The following is a 17,365-nucleotide window of genomic DNA, read 5'->3' as shown; positions in this document are numbered from 1 at the left end:
TCCGGGCCACAGCCGAGGGCTGCAACCGAAAGTCGATAAAAATGAGATGTTTAGGCGTTAATGCGCGGGTGGGCTGGCCCGGCTTCGCGCGGCTTGGCGATGCATCAAGGGACGCAGTGCCGCATGGGTTTCAAGATAGATCTCCATCTGTGAACTGAGCTGCGCATGGCGCGTGGGCTCAGGATGAATTTCGGATCGAATGCGCACCATCGCATCGGCGGCCTGTTCCAGCGACGGATACAGCCCCGCGCCGACCGCCGCCGTGATCGCGGCGCCAAAAGCGGTGGCTTCGCCCACTTCGGGAATGCGCAGAGTGACGCCCGTGGCATCGGCGTGCATCTGCGCCCAAAACGGCGAGCGCAACACCCCCCCGGCCAACGTCATGGTTTTGACCTCCAGCCCTCGTGCCTGCAAACGACCCAAAATATTGGCGGTGCCAAGCGCCACAGATTCCATCAGCGCACGGGTGATGTCGGCGCGGCCATGTTTGAGCGTCAGCCCCCAGATCGCGCCTTGCAGATCGTAATCGGTGAAAGGGTTGCGATTGCCTTGCCAGAAATCGAGCACGACCAAACCATTGGCGCCGGGCGGGGCGGCTTCGGCTTGGGCCAACATCTCCTCATAGCCATTGTCGCCCTCATGCAGCAGATCATGCCACCACCGCAGAATCCCGCCCGAGGACACTTGCCCGCCCTCCATGACGAACGTACCTTGGCTGACGCAATCGGGATGCGGGCCAAACAGGCCTTCGATCTCGACATCCTCGGCCACCACGGGCAGCACCAGATGCGAAGTGCCGGTGATCAGCGCGGTTTCGCCGGGGCGCAGGGTGTTCAGCCCGACCATGGCGACATAGGCATCGGTGCCCCCGGCCACGACCAGTGTTTTGGGTGACAGTCCCATCTGCTCGGCCGCCTGCGCTGTGATCGGACCGATCGGATCGCCCAAGGCGGGCATGTCTTTGGGAAAGCGTTCAGTGATGCCCGCAAGCCCAATCGCGTCGAGAAAATCAACCGGCCAGCCCCCCGCGCGCGGATTGTAAAACCAGCGATTGATGGTGTGGTTCTGACCCAGGGTCAGCGTCCCCGACAGGCAAAGCGCCATGTAATCCGTCATTTCGACGAACCAGCGGGTGGCGGTATAGGCCTCTGGCTCATTGTCTTTGAGCCACATGATTTTCGGCAAAGCGGTTTCGGCGGAAACGCCTGCGCGTGACCGACGCAGGGCCGGGTGTCCGGTGTGCTCGATCCGGCGGGCTTGCGGCGAGGCGCGGTTGTCCATCCACAAGATCGCATCGGACACAGGCGTCAAATCGGCATCCAAAGACACCAAAGTGCTTGAGGTGCCATCAGCACAGATCGCCGCAATGCGCGCGGGATCAATGCTGGCCTCAACGATCACGCCACGAACCGCCTCACAGGCCGCGCGCCACCACGCATCCGGGCTTTGCGTCGCCCAGCCCGCATGGGGATAGTGAGTGGGATAGGGGCTGTCGACGATGGCAAGCACATCCCCCGCCACCGTTGAGATCAGCGCCCGCGCCCCGCCAGTGCCACAGTCGAGTCCGAGGATCAGATCTTGGGTCACATTGGTCATATCAGTGGTCATATCACTGCCCTGCCGTCCGCGCGCCGTGATGGCTTACGGCAATTGTGGCCACGATCAACCCGATCAAAAGCAGGACACCTTGGATGATCTGACGTTGGAAATCCGGCAATCCCAGCAAGGTCGCACCACTGAACAACACGCCGATAAACAGCGTGGCGGTGAGCGTGCCAAGGATATTGGGCTTGCCCACCCGCACCATCATGCCACCCAACAGAACCACGGTCAGCCCGTTGATCAGGAAAGGTCCGCCAATCATCGGTTGGCCCGAAGACAGGCTTGAGGCGAGCAAAACACCCGCGAGGGCAGAGCTTACACCAGAGAGCGCAAAGAGGATGATGGTGAGTTTCACCACTGGCACACCAACGGCGCGCACGGCCGCTTCGTTTTGCCCCAAAGCGTAAATATAGCGACCAAAGCTCAGCCGTTCTTGCACGAACCACGCCACGGCGGCGATCAAAAGCACCGGCACCACGATCATCGGCACAGCCCCGCCCAATGCAGGTTGCAACAGCGGTTCAAGCGGACCCGGATCGGCGATGCGGATCACCGTGCCCTTGCCCAGAGCCGCCGCGATGGAGGCGCATATTCCGGCGGTTGAAATGGTCACGATCAGTGCGGGCAAACGCATCGAGGCCACCAACCAGCCATTGATCAGCCCGACCAAAGCCCCCGCCATAAGCGCCACCACGATGGCCCCGCCCCAGCTCCAACCCTGCGCCAAAGCATAGGCACAGATCATGTTCGAAAGGGCTGCAACCTGCATGAAACTGACGTCGATCTTGCCCGAGGCGATGACCCATGTCAGCCCCAGCACCATTACCACCATGATGGAAAAGGATTTGAGCACGGTGGCGATATTGACCGCATCCAAAAGCTGAGGACGTTGACTGGCGATCCCCAAGGTGACGACGATCACCGCCACGACCAGCCACAGATCGGTGGTAAGCCGCGCGATCTTACGCCCACGCGGACGGCTTTGTGCGAATTTTACTGTTGAGGTCATGGTCATGCGTCGCTCCCTTTTGCGGTGGGTTTTGTGGGTTTTTGCGGCCAAAAGAGGAACCGAAGCGCCTCCAATGTGCCACGCGCACCGTCGGAAAAGGCAAGCACACCGATCAACAGGATCAAGCTGACCACACCGTCGCTGTAGTAGTAAGGCAGACCCATCAATGCGAAACCGTCGAGCAGCATGGTGATCAACAAGATCCCGCCAAAGCTCGCGATCACGGAGGTGCCGCCCATGATGGCCGCGCCCAAAAACACCCCGGCATAGGCAGGCATCATCAGATTGGCGCCTTTGTTGGTTTCGGCTGTGCCGGATTCGGCGAGGATCAGAAGGACCGCCAGCACGGTACACATGGCGCAAAGCACATAGGCCAAGGCGACAAAGCGGCGCGTGGCGATGCCGGAAAAATGCGCCGCCATCGGATTTTCACCCGTCGCGTAAAACGCAAGCCCGGTGCGGGTGCGGCTGAGCACAAACCACGCCAGCGCATAGATCGCCACCAAGAGCCACATCGACACCCCCAGCCCCATGAGCTTGGCATCATTGAGATCGGTAATGCCACTGGTGAAGAAGTTTTGAAAAATCGAGCGCCCGCCGGTGTAGATAAAGGCAAGCCCAGTGCCGATCGAGCCCACCGCAATGGTAGTCACAATATCGGGTAGACCAAAGCGACTGATCGCGATACCGGAAATGCCCCCGATCACAGCGCCCAGCGCCAGCCCGGCGAGGATCACCGACCAGAGCGGCCAGCCAGCGGCGATGAGCGCGCCCATCGACATGGCACAAAAGGCCGCGACACCCGCAATCGACAGATCAAATTTGCGCACGATCACCACGAAGGTCAGCCCAAGAGCGGCCAAGCCATTGGCGGCCATATGCCGGGCGATACCATTCAGGCTGACATAGCTGAGAAAGCGCGGTTCAAGCGCGCCAAAGATGGCGGCCACGATCAGGACCAGCGCAACAAACCCCAGCCCTCGCGTCGAATGACGCATACGGTCTTTCCAAGTTCTCATAGCGATCCCTCCCCCATGATCCCGGCCATCAACAAATCATCGCGCGAAAACACGCCGCTCTCGGGTTCGACTTGGCGGCCTTTGTGCAAAGCGATGGTCCGGTCCGCGACGCCATGCACCTCGTCACAATCGCTCGACACAACAATCACTGCCGCGCGTTCTGACAGTTCGCGCATCAGCCCATAAATTTTGGCGCGCGCGCTGATGTCGACGCCAACAGTGGGTTCAACGAAAATGTAGATATCCGCCTCGCTATAAAGCCCCTTGGCGAGTACGATCTTTTGTTGATTGCCGCCGGAAAAGCCCGACGCGGGCGTGTTCAAATGCGGCGGATGCAGCGCGACCTGATCGGTCAAACGTTGAATATCATTGCGCAATTGGCGGCTCTTCAGGCCCCAACGCCCGCCCGCCGCACGGCGCAGATTAGCCATCGGCACGTTGAACAGCGAATGCCGGCTCAACGCCAAGCCTTCGGTCCTGCGATCCCCCGGCACAAGGAAAATTCCGGCATCCAACGCCTCGCGCGGTTTGCGCAGGCTGACAGGCTTGCCGTGAATGCGGATCTCGCCCTGATCCGGGGGATCGACGCCAAAAATCGACTTGGCCAATTCGTCACAACCGGACCCGACCAGACCGAAAAGCCCCAAAATCTCGCCGCGATGGGCCGTGAAAGACACGTTTTCAAAGCCATGCGTCAGGCTCAGATCCCGCACCTCCAAAAAGACATCACCACGGGCATCTGGATCGGCTTTGGGCGGGAAAATATCGCCCACCGCCTCGCCCAGCATCAAATCGGCCAAGGACACGCCAGAGCTGCGCGCCTCTTCCACGCTCATCCGCGCGATACAGGCACCGCCGCGAAAGACCGAGAAACTGTCGGCGATGGCAAAGACCTCTTCGAGCTGATGGGTGATGTAGATGATCGCGATGCCCTGTGCGCGCAACTGATTCATCAGGGCAAACAGGTCCTCGCGCTCGACATCGGTCAGCGTCGAGGTCGGTTCGTCCAAAATAAGCACGCGGATGCCATCGACGGCGATCGCTTGCAGGATCGCGACGGCTTCGCGTTCAACGGCAGACATCTGGCCCACCTCTTGGCTCAGATCAATCGGCACGGCAAAGCGCGCCAAAAGCGCATCGGCGCGCGCCTCAAGTGCTTCGCGATCAATCCGGCCCATCAAACTGCGGGAGGCAGTTTCACGGCCAAGGAAAATATTGTCGAGGCCACTCATATCCGGCACCAGTTCCGGGTGCTGTTGAACGGTGGCAATTCCGGCACGGATCGCATCTTCGGGGGCGCGAAAATGAACATCCTCACCGCCGATGCGGATCGTGCCGCTGTCCTTCTGGAGCGCGCCAGACAAGATTTTGATAAAGGTCGATTTCCCCGCGCCGTTGATGCCCAAAAGCGCGTGCACTTCTCCGGGTTCAAGGCGAAAATCGACGTTGCGCAGGGCCTGAACAGGGCCAAAACGCTTACAGACATCCGAGGCGGTCAGAACGGGCGCACCCATGATCTCAACTCCTGTGATAAGCGGAAATGTGAGGGGAGGACAAAACCATCCACCCTCCCCCCGAATGGAAAGGGTCTTAGAGCGCGCGGCTCCAACCCATTTTTTCCGCTTCGCCCGGCACGTCAAAATTGTCCGGGATACCGTCTTGCAGCATGTCTTTGGTGACCGCGTAGGTCGGGGTCGAGATCAGGCGCGGCGTGTTGCGCCCGGCCAAAAGTTCATGCGCGTAGAACACATCGAGATAGGCCATCTCATAAAAGCTCTGCGCCATGGACAGTTTCAAAGGCGTGTCGGCTGCGATGTAGTTGAACGCCTGAGAGCCGCCATCAATCCCGGTCAGGATCAGATCATTGCGCCCAGCCGCGCGCGCGGCCAAAGTGCCCTCAACGGCCGCGCCATCCCAAGCACACCAGATCGCATCGACATCCGGGTGGGAGGTGAGGATGTTATCAACGGCCTGACGCGGCGAGACATTGCCCGCCAAGGCAAAGGCCCATTCGGTGACGATTTCGACCTCTGGGTAACGGCGCAAGGTCCATTCCATCCCCAAGGTGCGCTGATCCCAGCTTTCGTTTTGCGGCAGCATGACGCGGGCAATTTTGCCTTTTCCGTTCAGGGCCTTACAGATGTATTCACAAGAATACTGGCCCATGCCAAAGTTGTTCGACATGGCGGTTGTGGTGACGATGGCACCGGGCACGGCGCTGTCGGCACAAAACACCGGAATGCCAGCGGCAATGGCGCGCTCAACCGCGGGGGCGATGGCGACAGCATCGGCGGGGGTGATAAACAAGGCCTCGGGCTTTGTCGCCACAAGCGAATCGATCTGATCGGACTGGACGCGCGCATCAAAGCCCGCATCGGTCATGGTCAGCTCGCCGCCGAGTTCCGCCACGGCCGCGTTAAAACCGTCTTGCAGGTGACGACCGGAATCGTAGGTCGTCCAGCCAAGCGATGCCGCGAATTTCCGGCCGGCGGCCTGAGCGCGCATCTCTTTCGGCCAAAGGGCGACACTGGCCGCGACCGCTGCGGTCCCGGCCATGAACATCCGGCGGTTCAATCCGCCTTGGGTCATTTCCTCAGTCATTGTTCTTTCCTCCACTGTTTTACCGCCCTGTTTGGGTCGGCTTTTGTTGCCCCATGGCCCCCTCCTCAGGGTGCATGGGCCAGATTTCAGCAGCTCGCGACCGCGCCCTTCCAGCGATCAAAAGCCTCTGTATAACTGTCCAGACATGCGGGTTCTGGTCCGATGGAACCCTTCAGTTCGGGGCGACGCAGCACCGAGGCCGGGACCGCATTGGTCGCCGCGATCATGCCCAACCGGGCCGCGCCATATGCCGCGCCAAGCGCGCTGCCACGCGGGATGTCCAATTCAAGGTCAAGCGTATTGGCCAGCATCGACAGCCACAGGTCCGATTGCGACCCGCCGCCAATGGCCAGCAACCGACGCAATTCGGTCCCACTGGCGCGAAACGCATCGGCACATTCGCGGATGGCAAAGGCCACGCCCTGCATCACCGCCTGTGTCATCGCCGCATCATCATGTTGATGCGCCAGTCCAAAGAACCCGCCACGGATTTTGGCATCAGAGCGCGGCGACCAGCAGCCATCGAGAAAGGGCACAAAGGTCAGATCCGTGGCCGGACGTGGCGTATGGCCCAAGGCCTGGACCAATTCCGCCGGGCTGGCTTTGAGCCGGGCGGACAGCCAGGTCAGGCAAGAGGTGGCCGAAAGCACCACCGACATTTGATGCCAACGATCAGGCACGGCATGGCACAGCGATTCAATGGCGTGATCTCCGGCCAATCTGGGCGTGTCATTGGCAACGAACAGCACGCCGGATGTGCCCAAGGACACAGTGCCATCGCCATCTTCGATCACACCAGTGCCACAGGCACCACAGGCATTATCACCACCGCCACCCGCCACAACCGGGCAACGCACCATGCCCCAACGCGCCGCAAGTTCTGAGCGCAACCGCCCGGACACGGCGGTGCCTTCGACCAGTCGCGGCATCTGGCGTTGATCCAAACCGCAGGCCACCAGCATCGTATCGGACCAATCGCGTGTGTGCAGATCGACCCACATCGTGCCGCTCGCATCGGCCAGATCGCTGACCTTTTCACCGGTCAGCAACAGCCGCACATAATCTTTCGGCAATAACACGGTACGGATGGCTTTATAGGTTTCCGGCTCATGACGGCGCAGCCACAGGAGTTTGGTCGCGGTCACACCCGGCGTCGGCTTGCGTCCGACATGATGCATCAGCTCCGGCACCGCCTCGGACAGCTCCTCACATTCAGGGGTGCTGCGCGTGTCGTTCCAAAGGATCGCCGGGCGCAGCGGTTTGTCCGCGTCATCCAGAACGGTGGCCCCATACATCTGACCCGACAGGCCGATGCCTTCGACCGCCGCCATGGCTGTGCCATGATTGGCGCGCAAGGTATCAAGTGCTTCGCCCACCGCATCCCACCATAAGGCGGGGTCTTGTTCGGACCATCCAGGGCGTGCGCGCGTCACCTCAAGTGGCCGCGAGGACGCCTCGGCAACCAATTGTTGGTCCGCATCCATCAGGATACACTTTACCCCGGACGTTCCGAGATCTATGCCCAGAAACATCGGCTTCTCCTCCCTAATTTCACCGCCTCCTCAAGCGGCTATGCGTGCGACGCCTGCGCCACGGGTTCCTCTTCCCGTGTGAGCTTGTGCTCAGGCGCTTTGCCGTGTCGTCGTCTGCGCCCCTTCCATGTAGTGTGCGATGGCGTCAATTTGCGACGGGCTTAACCGCAGCCCTAACTTGCTACGATGAAACAGAATATCCTGCGCCGTATGGGCCCATTCGTGGTGGCGCATGTAGTCGATTTCGCACGCCGTCAAACCGGCGCCAAAATCAGTCCCCAGATCGGATCGTTTTTTTGCCAGACCCAGCATATTCGGCGCGCGGGTGCCGTAAAACCGAACCAACCGCCGCGCTTCGTTTATTGAGAGAAAGCCATAGCGAGACTGTAGTTTTCGAACCTCCGCCTCAAACGCCGGGGGATCGAACTCCCCGCCCGGCAGTGATGTTGTTCCAGTCCAGCCGGGCGCAAGTTTTGCACCGTTTTGCGGGGCCTTCAAACAGGAGTCGATCCTTTCCATGGCTGATTCTGCAAGCCGTCTATAAGTCGTGATTTTCCCGCCAAAGACCGACAGAATCGGGGCTTTTTCGCTGGTGTCGACTTCCAGAACATAGTCCCGCGTTGCCTTTTGCGCGTCTGAACTGCCGTCATCATAAAGCGGGCGCACGCCGCTATAGGTCCAGACCACATCGCTGACCGAGACCGGACGTTTGAAATACCCGGACACAAGTTTGCACAGATACGAAATCTCTTCCGATGAGGCGGCCACATCGGCGGGATCACCGGGATAGTCGCGATCCGTGGTGCCGATCAGCGTGAATTTTTCCTCATAGGGGATGGTGAACACGATCCGGCCATCATCATTTTGAAAGATGAAACAGCGGTCGTGATCATAGAGTTTCGGAACCACGATATGCGAACCCTGGACCTGACGCACCCGGCCTTTGGGCGGGCGCTGCGCAACGGTGCGAGCCACGTCATTGGCCCAAGGTCCGGCGGCATTGATCACCATGCGCGCGCGGATCACCTCGTCTCGCCCCGTGTCCAGATCGCGGGTGGTCACGGTCCAGCCACCTTCGGGATGGGGTTTGGCGCTTGTGCAGCGATGGCGGGCACGAATGGTGGCACCGCGTTCCTCGGCATCAATCGCATTGAGAATGACCAAGCGATTGTCCTCGACCCAGCAATCGGAATACTCGAACCCGAGTTTCAAATCCGCCCGCAGGCCCGCGCCAATCGGTCCGGTTTTCAAATTGACCCGCGCGGTGCCCGGCAAGAGTTTGCGCCCGCCCAAATGATCATAAATGAACAGGCCAAGGCGCAAGAGCCACGCCGGACGCATGCCTTTGGAATGCGGCAAGACAAAGCGCAGCGGGCGCACGATATGGGGTGCGATGTTCCACAAGACTTCGCGTTCGATCAACGCCTCACGTACCAGTCGGAATTCGTAATGCTCCAAATAGCGCAAGCCGCCGTGCAACAGCTTGGTTGAGGAGGACGAGGTGGCCCCGCCCATATCGCCCTGTTCGCACAGATAGGTGGAGTAGCCCCGCCCAACCGCATCGCGCGCAATGCCACAGCCGTTGATGCCGCCGCCGATGATGGCAAGATCGTAAAGGTGATCAGACGCGCGATCAGACATGAGCCGCCTCCCGCGCCGGGACGGGGCGCGCGCTCAGGATGCGTTCGGCAATCTCGACAAAGCCCGCGCCGCCCTCGGACGGGGCGACAAAGGCCGGGGGGGCAAAGCTGCCCGGTTCAAAATCACGCACATTGGCGACACCGCAGGAATTTGGGAAAAACTCAAACATCGGGCCGTCATTCGGACTGTCACCCGCAAAAATGATGCGCGCACGGTCCGCGTCCAGATCCATCCCAAGGATGTCCTTGGCAAAGAGGCGGCTCATTGACAGTTTATCGTAATTGCCAAACCAGCCGTTCACATGGATCGAGGACAGTTTGGCAACCGCCCCGGCCTCTTTGAACATGTCGAGGATCAGTTGCACCTGATCGTCCGGCAATGCGGGCACATCTTCGCAGAAATCAATCGCCAGATCGGCTTCGCGATAGAGTTGGTCCGAGGCGATCCCAGCACCGGGCACTTTGGCCAAAATATCCTGACGCAACACATCAAGGCGGAATCGGTTTTTACGTCGCTCTTCTGCCGTGGCAAAAAACTTTTGCCGCATCACCCGTTTTTCGCGGTCATAGGAAAAATAGAACGCACCGTTTTCGCCCACGATCCCGGCCACGGGCCAAAGCCGCGCGATCATATCGCACCACCCGGCGGGGCGTCCGGTGATCGGCACCACGGCAAGCCCCGCATCGGCCAACCGTTCCAAAGCGGCATAGGCGGCGGCGGGCAATTGGCCGTCCGTCGTCAGCGTGTCGTCAATGTCGGTCAAAACCGCCACACAATTGGCCAGTTGGCCGTCGTCAAGTTCACTCAGCGGACGCATCAGACCCACTCCTCAATAAAACTGTCCAGAATGCCCATGTCATCGGCGAGATCGAGCATGGAGTAGCGGTCGCGCATCTCGCGGCAATGGCGCAGGGCGTCGATATAAAGGCCGCGTTCAAGGCCGATTTCGTCATAGGTGGCCCCGCCGCCAGAGGCGCGCAGATGTCGCGCCATGTCGTCCGGGGCCAGCATCATCGCGCGCAATGTTGTGCGCAGCTCAGGCCAGATTTCGGCCAATTGACGGTTGAAGGTCTCTGTGGCCTGCACATCCATCGCTTTGGCGCGGGAGGCCTTGAGACAATCCTCGACCGCCGCCGCCGGATAGCGCGCGCGGATCGCGGCCTCATCGGGTTGCCAGCCGCGAATGCGCGGGGCCTCCTCCAGTGAGAGGATGTGATCTTGCAGCCGTGCCATGGTGATGGAGGCCACGCCGACCTGTTGGCCATGAACGGTGCCGGGGTGGCGGTCACCGGCAAAACTGTCGATCCAATGGGAAATCTGATGTTCGCCCATCGAACCGGGATGGCTCATGCCAACCACGGCGATGCCAAGCCCACCAAGGGTCAAAAGCCGTTGCAGATAGCCAATCGCATCATGCTCGCCCAGCCCCAAATCGGCGGAACGGCGCAGCACTTCGGCCTCATCGTCTTCTTGCAAAAGATAGGGCGCGGTCGCGTAGCGCGTGCCCAGCATCACATGGGAAAAATACCAATCGACCTGCGCCGTGGGCCGACACAAGGAGTCGCCCAAGCCCGCGCCGATCAAATATTGCGGCGCCTTTGAGGACACGTCGATGTCGATAAAAACGCCCTTGGCCGCATGCGCTTTTTGGGTGGTTTTGAGACCGGAATCGAGGGTGATCGACGCGGTCGATGAGGTGTAGCCATTCATCGAAGGTGCCGTGCCGAACACACTATAGGCGCGCCCATCGAGATAGGTGGCGTATTTGCACAGATCGTTGATCGTACCAGACCCGACCGCAATCAACGCGTCATGATTGCGGGTCAGTTTTTGCAGATCGCGCACCTGCCCTTCGTCGGCATGTGGATGATCTAAAACGATGATCTCTGCCTTGCCCTGCATGTTGCGCACAATGTCTGCGCCCATCACTTGGGCCGTGTCCGCATCACACACCACCGCATAGCTTTGCGCCGGCATCACCGCGTTCACCATGTCGCGGGCGGCGTCGGCAAAGCCGTCTCCGATCTCGATGTGGTTGAAAGGAACATCAACGGCCAGCCCCGTGTCGGGATCGCACCACCTGCCCTGAGTGACCTCGGTGATGAGGGCATTCCAGTCAGATGTCGCGCGCTCTTTGATTGAAAGCGGCATGGTCATTTGCTCCTCCCTCGCAAGTTTTCACTTGATTTGAAAATTGCCAGATAGTTGTGTCATATGTCAATAACATTATTCAGATCGATGTGACATATGTCAAAGCGCTTGATTTCCAGTGGTTTCAGGTTGATTGTCAGGCTGAATTTCGTAAAAGCACTATTTTAAGGAGAGCACATGCCGGGCAAACGCGACAAAGCCGACGACGACTCACGCCACGCCACACGGCGCGCCGTGCCATCGCGGTTTGGCATGGATGAAGTGCTTTGGGCGGCGTGGCTCTATTATGAAGAAGGTCAAAAGCAGGACAAAATCGCCGACCAGTTGGGGATTTCACGCGCCTCTGTGTTTAACCTGCTGCAAAAGGCGCGCGATGAGGGAATCGTCAATATCTCCATCGACCCCTCGCGCATCGCGCGGGCGGATGTAGCGCTTGAACTCTGTGAATTGAGCGGCTTGTCGGAATGCTATGTGCTACCCACGCCGCAAGACCCCGCCACATTGGCCAATGAAATAAGCCATCTGGGAGCGCGGGTCCTAGAAGCGCGACTGCATGCCGATGATACGATTGGCGTCGCTTGGGGTCGCACCGTGCTGTCGCTGTCAGAACATCTGACGAGTGTGCGCCACCCCAACATCACAGTCGCACAAATCACCGGCAGTGCCGTCGCGACCTTTGATTTTTCACCCGTCCTGTGCACCACAAATATTGCAGATCGCCTATCTGCACGCTGTGTGAACCTTCACGCACCGGGGGTTGTGTCCACAGCTCAGGTCAAAGACATTTTGTTAAACGAGCCCGAAATCCGCAATCACTTTACGCTGTTGCAACAATGCACAAAGATCATCTTTGGCGTGACGCAACTGGTTGGCGAAACGCTCTTGGAGCAAAGCGGTTTCATGTCCGACGCTGCCTTACAGGTCTACCGCGACCTTGGCGCTGTGGGCTTTGCTGCCGGGTATTTCTTTGATGCTGAGGGCCAAATTGTGCGTAGTGAATTCGACGAGCGCCATATCACGATGGCGCTGGATGATTTGCTCAACGTACCCGAACGGATTTGCATTGGCGGCGCGCCGCAAAAAGTTGGCGCGATTTATGGGATGTTGCAGGCACGAATAGCCAATGTACTGGTCACGGATGAGACCACAGCGCAAAGCCTGATTGACCACTATAAGCAGCGCACCTGAGATCAGGAACGGCGTTCGTTACCTTGGGACCGCGCGCAAGGCGAGAGTGCCAACCGTTTCACTGATCCATTGGCGCGATTGGACGAGGTTTCGGCTGCCTCGTTCGACCCAGAACAGATTGCGGAAGCGGATTTGGCCATTGCGGCAGGTTTCGTAAAAAAGATCCGTGTCGGCAGTATAGGGTCCCAGATCGACATCGGCCTGCCTTTGACGTTCAACTTCGCAGCGGAAGGCCAGAGTTTCGGCCTGGCTCTCGCCATTGAGCAATGTGACAAAACGTTCGGTGACCCCGCTACGCCCGGCTTTCAGCGCAGCAAGGGTCTGTGAGGGATCGCCCGCAAGCTGATCCCCCCCCATGCCGCGGGTGGCAATGATCATGCCATTCTTCATGCCAAGCGATAGCTTATCGAGGGAAATCCAGGTTTCCTCACCTTTGGCATTCGTGGTTTGACGCACAAAGATCGTATAGGCCTGTTTTTTGGCTTCGAGCGACACAAGGTAAGTGGGCGCGCCAGCTTGTTCGTAGGCGAGAAAGGTCGGATCAGGCACGACTTCGCCCTGCCCGCTCACGAGTTCTTTCAAAAGGTTGGATTTTTCGGCATCCGACGAACAGGCGCTCAAACTAGCAACGAGCGCGAACATGAAACCAAGTGGGCGCAAGACAGTCATACAGGTCATCTCCAGAATTTCCCCCAACGGTCTTCCAACTCACTTGTATGGCTGTTTCTCACAACATCATAAAGCCGGTTGCGCACATCAAGCCGCGCGCCACCATCACGGACGACAGGACGAATGGTCGTTCCATAGCCGCCTTGGGTCGCGGCCCCGGTCAGCCAATCAACAGGAACGGAGAAGCGGATGCCCTTGTCAAAGGAGCCTTCACCGAAGTCGTCAAAGGACACATCGGTGAGCGTAAAAAACGCCCCTACACGGAAACCATTGTCAAATTCGCGATCCACAGAGAAGGTCGCGCCATAGTCACCCGCAAGATAGCGCCCGACATCCAACTGACCGAGATAGCCACGGCCAAAATCGTAATAGGCAGAGGCGTGACCTGTCACGATGTCATAGTCTTGAAAGCCAAACATTTGGTCGAAATCACGTTTTTTAACGTAGTTGAGTTCGGCACCAAGGGCCAGCGGACCATTGACGGGTTTCCAAAGCACTTCGCCGGAGACACCCCCGTACATTGTCTCAAGATACCCAACCGTGGCACGGCCATAAAGATTTTTACCGGGACGAAAGAAATACTCAGCCGTCAGATATTTGATCTCCAAATCCGATTGCTTGGCATATTCCGCACTGTCGGTGCGAACATGTGGCAAAACGGAATTTGAGGGGCGTGTGCTGGTATCAAGGTTTCCAGCGACCGGCTGACGTACCGCCGCCGAAAAGACAAGCCCGCGCGCGGGTTCTAACGAGGCCGCAGCTTGGACGCCAAAATCGGCGCGCACGGGGTTGTCCGGGTCAAAAAGGGAGGGATCAAGATAGGGCGTGATCCGCCAGTTGAATTTGGGGTAAATGCCCGCAATTGGGGCCGCTTCGCTGTGGGCGGCATCTTCAAAATCCGCGCGGGCAAAGCTGCGCCAGCTGCCGTCCAGATCGTATTCAAGTGATTCGAGGTCGCTGCGGCGCAGGGTTGTGCGTGAGGTTGTGACCCCATTTGCCATCGCTTCCAAACGGAACGTGGTGATGTCAGCCGGCAATTGGTTTGCCAAAACACGCGCGGCCCGGCCAAGCGCCTGTGCTTCTGCCGGGTAGCGACCATTGACGAAACGCACCGTGGCTGTGTCGCCCTCTATTGTGATGCCTTCGAGCGTGAGGCCCTGATCTTTGAGAGCCATGGACAGAGAGCTGTCTTTTTGGCGGACACTGTTCGCATCCCATGACAACGCCGCTTGGGTTTGACGTGGCATAAGAGTTGGCGGGGCCTCTTCGATGCCGCTCGGAAACTTGGGCTTTTGCGGGGTGATCGGAATAGACCCCATGATACCGATTTCTGAGCCGTGAAGGGCATAGACGGACACTTCAGCCCCATTTTTAAACCCGTAGGAGAGGGCAGCATTGAACGGGGTTTTGTGGTCAAACCCAATCCGGTCTGACTCAGCCTCGTAAGCGTCGGAGGAATATTCGGCTTTGAGCGTTAAGCGATCGTTGACCTGATATGCTACGCCGCCGAACAAAGCCGCATCACCACGAAACCACTGATCCGTTTCCAGCCTGCCAACTTCAGAAATGTTTGTTGGCCCGTCTCCGCGTGTTTCAAATGCATCGCTTAAAATGGACAAGGGGTTTGTAAAGCCGCCATAACTTCCAAGGCGGCCCCACCCTATACCACCCGTCAGTGCAAGACGGTCATCCATGAAGTGCTTGGTTGCTGCGACATACTCTGACCCGTAAAGGCCCGTCCCGCCAAAGTCGCGCAAACCGACAACAACCGATGGGCGCAGATTGGATTCTTCCATAAGCAAGTAGCCGAAATCAAAACTACGATCATAGCGATTGCGGCTGCCCGCATCAAATTTATCAAGTATTGAGTAGCGAAAGCTTCCGAACATCCGCGGTGAGATTTGAAAGGACAGCGTGTATTTTTGCGCATCATTAAAGTAAGAGGTCGTAACGCTCAATTGTCCGTCGGGAAAAACCTCGCCGGTGGGCATGTCTATCAGCCTGGAGTGCCATATGTGGAGATCGGAAATTTCAGGTCTGCAGCTTCGGCCCCAGAGGCACTCAGAAGAAGACTTGCAATAACCACCTGACGCATGTGTTGGCCCACTATACTCAACCTCTCATCATTTCTATCGGAATATAGCTGACGCTGCCCCGTGTAGAAGGAAGAGATTCTGTATGAGCAAAAAAATAGTTCATTGTGATCTTCGCGCACTCATTTCGAGGTAAAAATGTGCAAACGCCTTTAATCGCGTAGTGCCAACGGGTTTTCTGGGCTTATTCGTGGTAAGTACTTGCAAATGGTTTGGTACCGAAGAAAAGAGTCTGAATAGCTGATCTGGTGTGCATCACCATATTATACATGAGCCGCAGCTCATGTATCACTCACACGCGTTAGAGAGGATGACATCATCTGTCACATTGGTTGACTATTATTGTTGAGATGGCGAGAATCATTAAGCCTTGTGCCACACTAAATTCACTGGAGAAAACTGCGTGATAAAAGCAACTTCCCTCACAGATGTCCTGCGCATTACGCCGCCTCGCTTTGGGGATCACCGCGGATTTTTTTCGGAAAGTTGGAACAAGAAACGCTTGGCCGATGCTGGGTTCAGTCTGCCCGAATTTGTGCAGGACAATCATTCCCTCTCGCGCGAAGTCGGAACCGTGCGCGGCCTGCACTTTCAATCTCCGCCGCATGCGCAAGGCAAATTGGTGCGCTGTGGACGCGGTAAGATTTTTGATGTCGCGGTCGATATCCGCAAAGGCTCGCCGAGCTATGGCCAATGGTATGGCGAGGAATTGTCTTTGGACAATGGCGTTCAGCTTTGGATCCCCTCGGGCTTTCTCCACGGGTTCATGACCTTGGAGCCGGACAGCGAGATCGTTTATAAATGCACCGATTACTACGCGCCCGACTGCGATGGCGCGGTGAAGTGGGACAGCTGTGGGATTTCCTGGCCGATTGAAGAGATCACCCCCGTCATCTCCGAGAAAGATGATCAGGCGCAGAGTTTCGATGGGTTTGAAACGCCATTCGTATATGAGGCCACAGCATGAAAATTTTGATCACAGGCGGCGCCGGGTTCATCGGCTCTGCCGTTGTGCGTTTGGCCATTGCCCGTGGACATGAGGTGGTCAATGTCGATGCGCTGACCTATGCGGCCTGTCTCGACAATGTGGCCTCTGTTTCAGACAGCCCGCTCTATGCGTTTGAGCAAGTCGACATTCGAAATCGGGCTGGATTAGACACTGTTTTTGCCACGCACAAACCTGATGTGGTGATGCATTTGGCCGCCGAAAGCCATGTCGACCGCTCGATCGACGGGCCGGGTGATTTCATCGAAACCAACATCTCAGGCACCTTCAACATGCTTGAGGCGGCGCGCAAATATTGGGTAGAGGCGGGCAAACCGGAGGGCTTTCGGTTCCACCATATCTCCACCGACGAAGTCTTTGGCTCTCTGCCAAACGACCGCTCGGTGATGTTCACCGAAGAAACCCCCTACGACCCGCGTTCGCCCTATTCCGCCTCGAAAGCCAGTTCCGATCATCTGGTGCGCGCATGGCACGAAACCTACGGGCTGCCGGTGGTTTTGACGAATTGCTCAAACAATTATGGCCCATTCCACTTCCCGGAAAAACTGGTCCCGGTGATCATCCTCAACGCCCTCGCTGGCAAAGATCTTCCGATTTATGGCGATGGCTCGAACATCCGCGATTGGCTTTATGTGGAAGACCACGCCGATGCGCTGTTGCTGGTCGTTGAAAAAGGCGCGTTGGGCCGCAGCTACAATATTGGCGGTGAGAATGAGCGCAGCAATCTTGAACTGGTCAAAAGCCTTTGCGCCATTCTGGACGAAAAAAGACCCAAATCCAGCGGAAGCTATGCCGATCAGATCACCTTTGTGACCGACCGTCCCGGCCATGATGCGCGTTATGCGATTGATCCC

14 protein-coding genes are annotated in these 17,365 nt (G+C 58.1%); 3 read left to right on the top strand and 11 right to left on the bottom strand.

Going from position 1 to position 17,365, the window contains the following annotated elements; translation table 11 throughout:
* Window positions 1–57 precede the first annotated feature (57 nt).
* The 9 genes from C8029_RS06990 to C8029_RS06950 form a co-directional block, all read right to left on the bottom strand.
* Complete coding sequence (locus C8029_RS06990) at window positions 58–1,608, bottom strand: FGGY-family carbohydrate kinase (protein WP_152002567.1); 1,551 nt, start codon at window positions 1,606–1,608, stop codon at window positions 58–60.
* Between the two features lies 1 nt (window position 1,609).
* Window positions 1,610–2,617 (bottom strand): ABC transporter permease, encoded by a 1,008-nt coding sequence (locus tag C8029_RS06985; RefSeq protein ID WP_152002566.1) that lies wholly within the window; start codon window positions 2,615–2,617, stop codon window positions 1,610–1,612.
* Window positions 2,614–3,630 (bottom strand): ABC transporter permease, encoded by a 1,017-nt coding sequence (locus tag C8029_RS06980; protein ID WP_081583646.1) that lies wholly within the window; start codon window positions 3,628–3,630, stop codon window positions 2,614–2,616. Before C8029_RS06980 ends, C8029_RS06985 begins: the two co-directional genes overlap by 4 nt.
* Complete coding sequence (locus tag C8029_RS06975; RefSeq protein ID WP_152002565.1) at window positions 3,627–5,144, bottom strand: sugar ABC transporter ATP-binding protein; 1,518 nt, start codon at window positions 5,142–5,144, stop codon at window positions 3,627–3,629. The genes C8029_RS06980 and C8029_RS06975 overlap by 4 nt, the downstream gene beginning before the upstream one ends.
* 76 nt (window positions 5,145–5,220) lie before the next feature.
* A complete protein-coding gene (locus C8029_RS06970; protein ID WP_009570170.1) occupies window positions 5,221–6,231 on the bottom strand; it encodes a sugar ABC transporter substrate-binding protein in 1,011 nt (336 codons plus the stop codon).
* 86 nt (window positions 6,232–6,317) lie between these two features.
* The gene (gene xylB / locus C8029_RS06965; RefSeq protein ID WP_152002564.1) at window positions 6,318–7,763 is read right to left on the bottom strand and encodes a xylulokinase; all 1,446 of its coding nucleotides are present in this window, start codon (window positions 7,761–7,763) and stop codon (window positions 6,318–6,320) included.
* A gap of 90 nt (window positions 7,764–7,853) precedes the next feature.
* Complete coding sequence (gene glpD / locus C8029_RS06960; RefSeq protein ID WP_152002563.1) at window positions 7,854–9,404, bottom strand: glycerol-3-phosphate dehydrogenase; 1,551 nt, start codon at window positions 9,402–9,404, stop codon at window positions 7,854–7,856.
* On the bottom strand, window positions 9,397–10,221 hold the full coding sequence (locus C8029_RS06955) for an HAD-IIB family hydrolase (RefSeq protein WP_152002562.1): 825 nt from the start codon (window positions 10,219–10,221) through the stop codon (window positions 9,397–9,399). Before C8029_RS06955 ends, glpD begins: the two co-directional genes overlap by 8 nt.
* Window positions 10,221–11,561: a sn-glycerol-1-phosphate dehydrogenase gene (locus tag C8029_RS06950; protein WP_152002561.1), complete on the bottom strand. Its 1,341-nt coding sequence runs from the start codon at window positions 11,559–11,561 to the stop codon at window positions 10,221–10,223. Before C8029_RS06950 ends, C8029_RS06955 begins: the two co-directional genes overlap by 1 nt.
* A 171-nt stretch (window positions 11,562–11,732) precedes the next feature.
* On the opposite strand from C8029_RS06950, the gene C8029_RS06945 reads away from it, so the two are divergent.
* Window positions 11,733–12,743 carry a sugar-binding transcriptional regulator gene (locus C8029_RS06945; RefSeq protein ID WP_152002560.1) on the top strand — a complete coding sequence of 337 codons (1,011 nt, stop codon included), beginning with the start codon at window positions 11,733–11,735 and terminating at the stop codon, window positions 12,741–12,743.
* A gap of 18 nt (window positions 12,744–12,761) precedes the next feature.
* Here C8029_RS06945 and C8029_RS06940 read toward each other — a convergent pair whose 3' ends face one another.
* Together C8029_RS06940 and C8029_RS06935 are read right to left on the bottom strand one after the other, a co-directional pair.
* A complete protein-coding gene (locus C8029_RS06940) occupies window positions 12,762–13,412 on the bottom strand; it encodes a YjbF family lipoprotein (protein WP_193217606.1) in 651 nt (216 codons plus the stop codon).
* Window positions 13,413–13,417: 5 nt separating this feature from the next.
* Window positions 13,418–15,403, bottom strand: coding sequence for a YjbH domain-containing protein (locus C8029_RS06935; RefSeq protein WP_152002558.1), 1,986 nt, complete (start codon window positions 15,401–15,403; stop codon window positions 13,418–13,420).
* A 505-nt stretch (window positions 15,404–15,908) separates the two neighbouring features.
* Here C8029_RS06935 and rfbC point away from each other — a divergent pair.
* The gene (rfbC, locus tag C8029_RS06930; RefSeq protein ID WP_152002557.1) at window positions 15,909–16,472 is read left to right on the top strand and encodes a dTDP-4-dehydrorhamnose 3,5-epimerase; all 564 of its coding nucleotides are present in this window, start codon (window positions 15,909–15,911) and stop codon (window positions 16,470–16,472) included.
* Window positions 16,469–17,365: dTDP-glucose 4,6-dehydratase (gene rfbB, locus C8029_RS06925; RefSeq protein ID WP_152002556.1), on the top strand; the 897-nt coding region annotated here is incomplete at its 3' end. The genes rfbC and rfbB, both read left to right, overlap by 4 nt.

This window comes from Roseobacter sp. TSBP12 (genome assembly GCF_009129705.1).
GTDB classification, from domain to species: Bacteria; Pseudomonadota; Alphaproteobacteria; order Rhodobacterales; family Rhodobacteraceae; genus Celeribacter; species Celeribacter baekdonensis_A.
The sequence above is the reverse complement of the archived record's forward strand: the minus strand, read 5'-3'. Positions and strand labels throughout refer to the sequence as shown.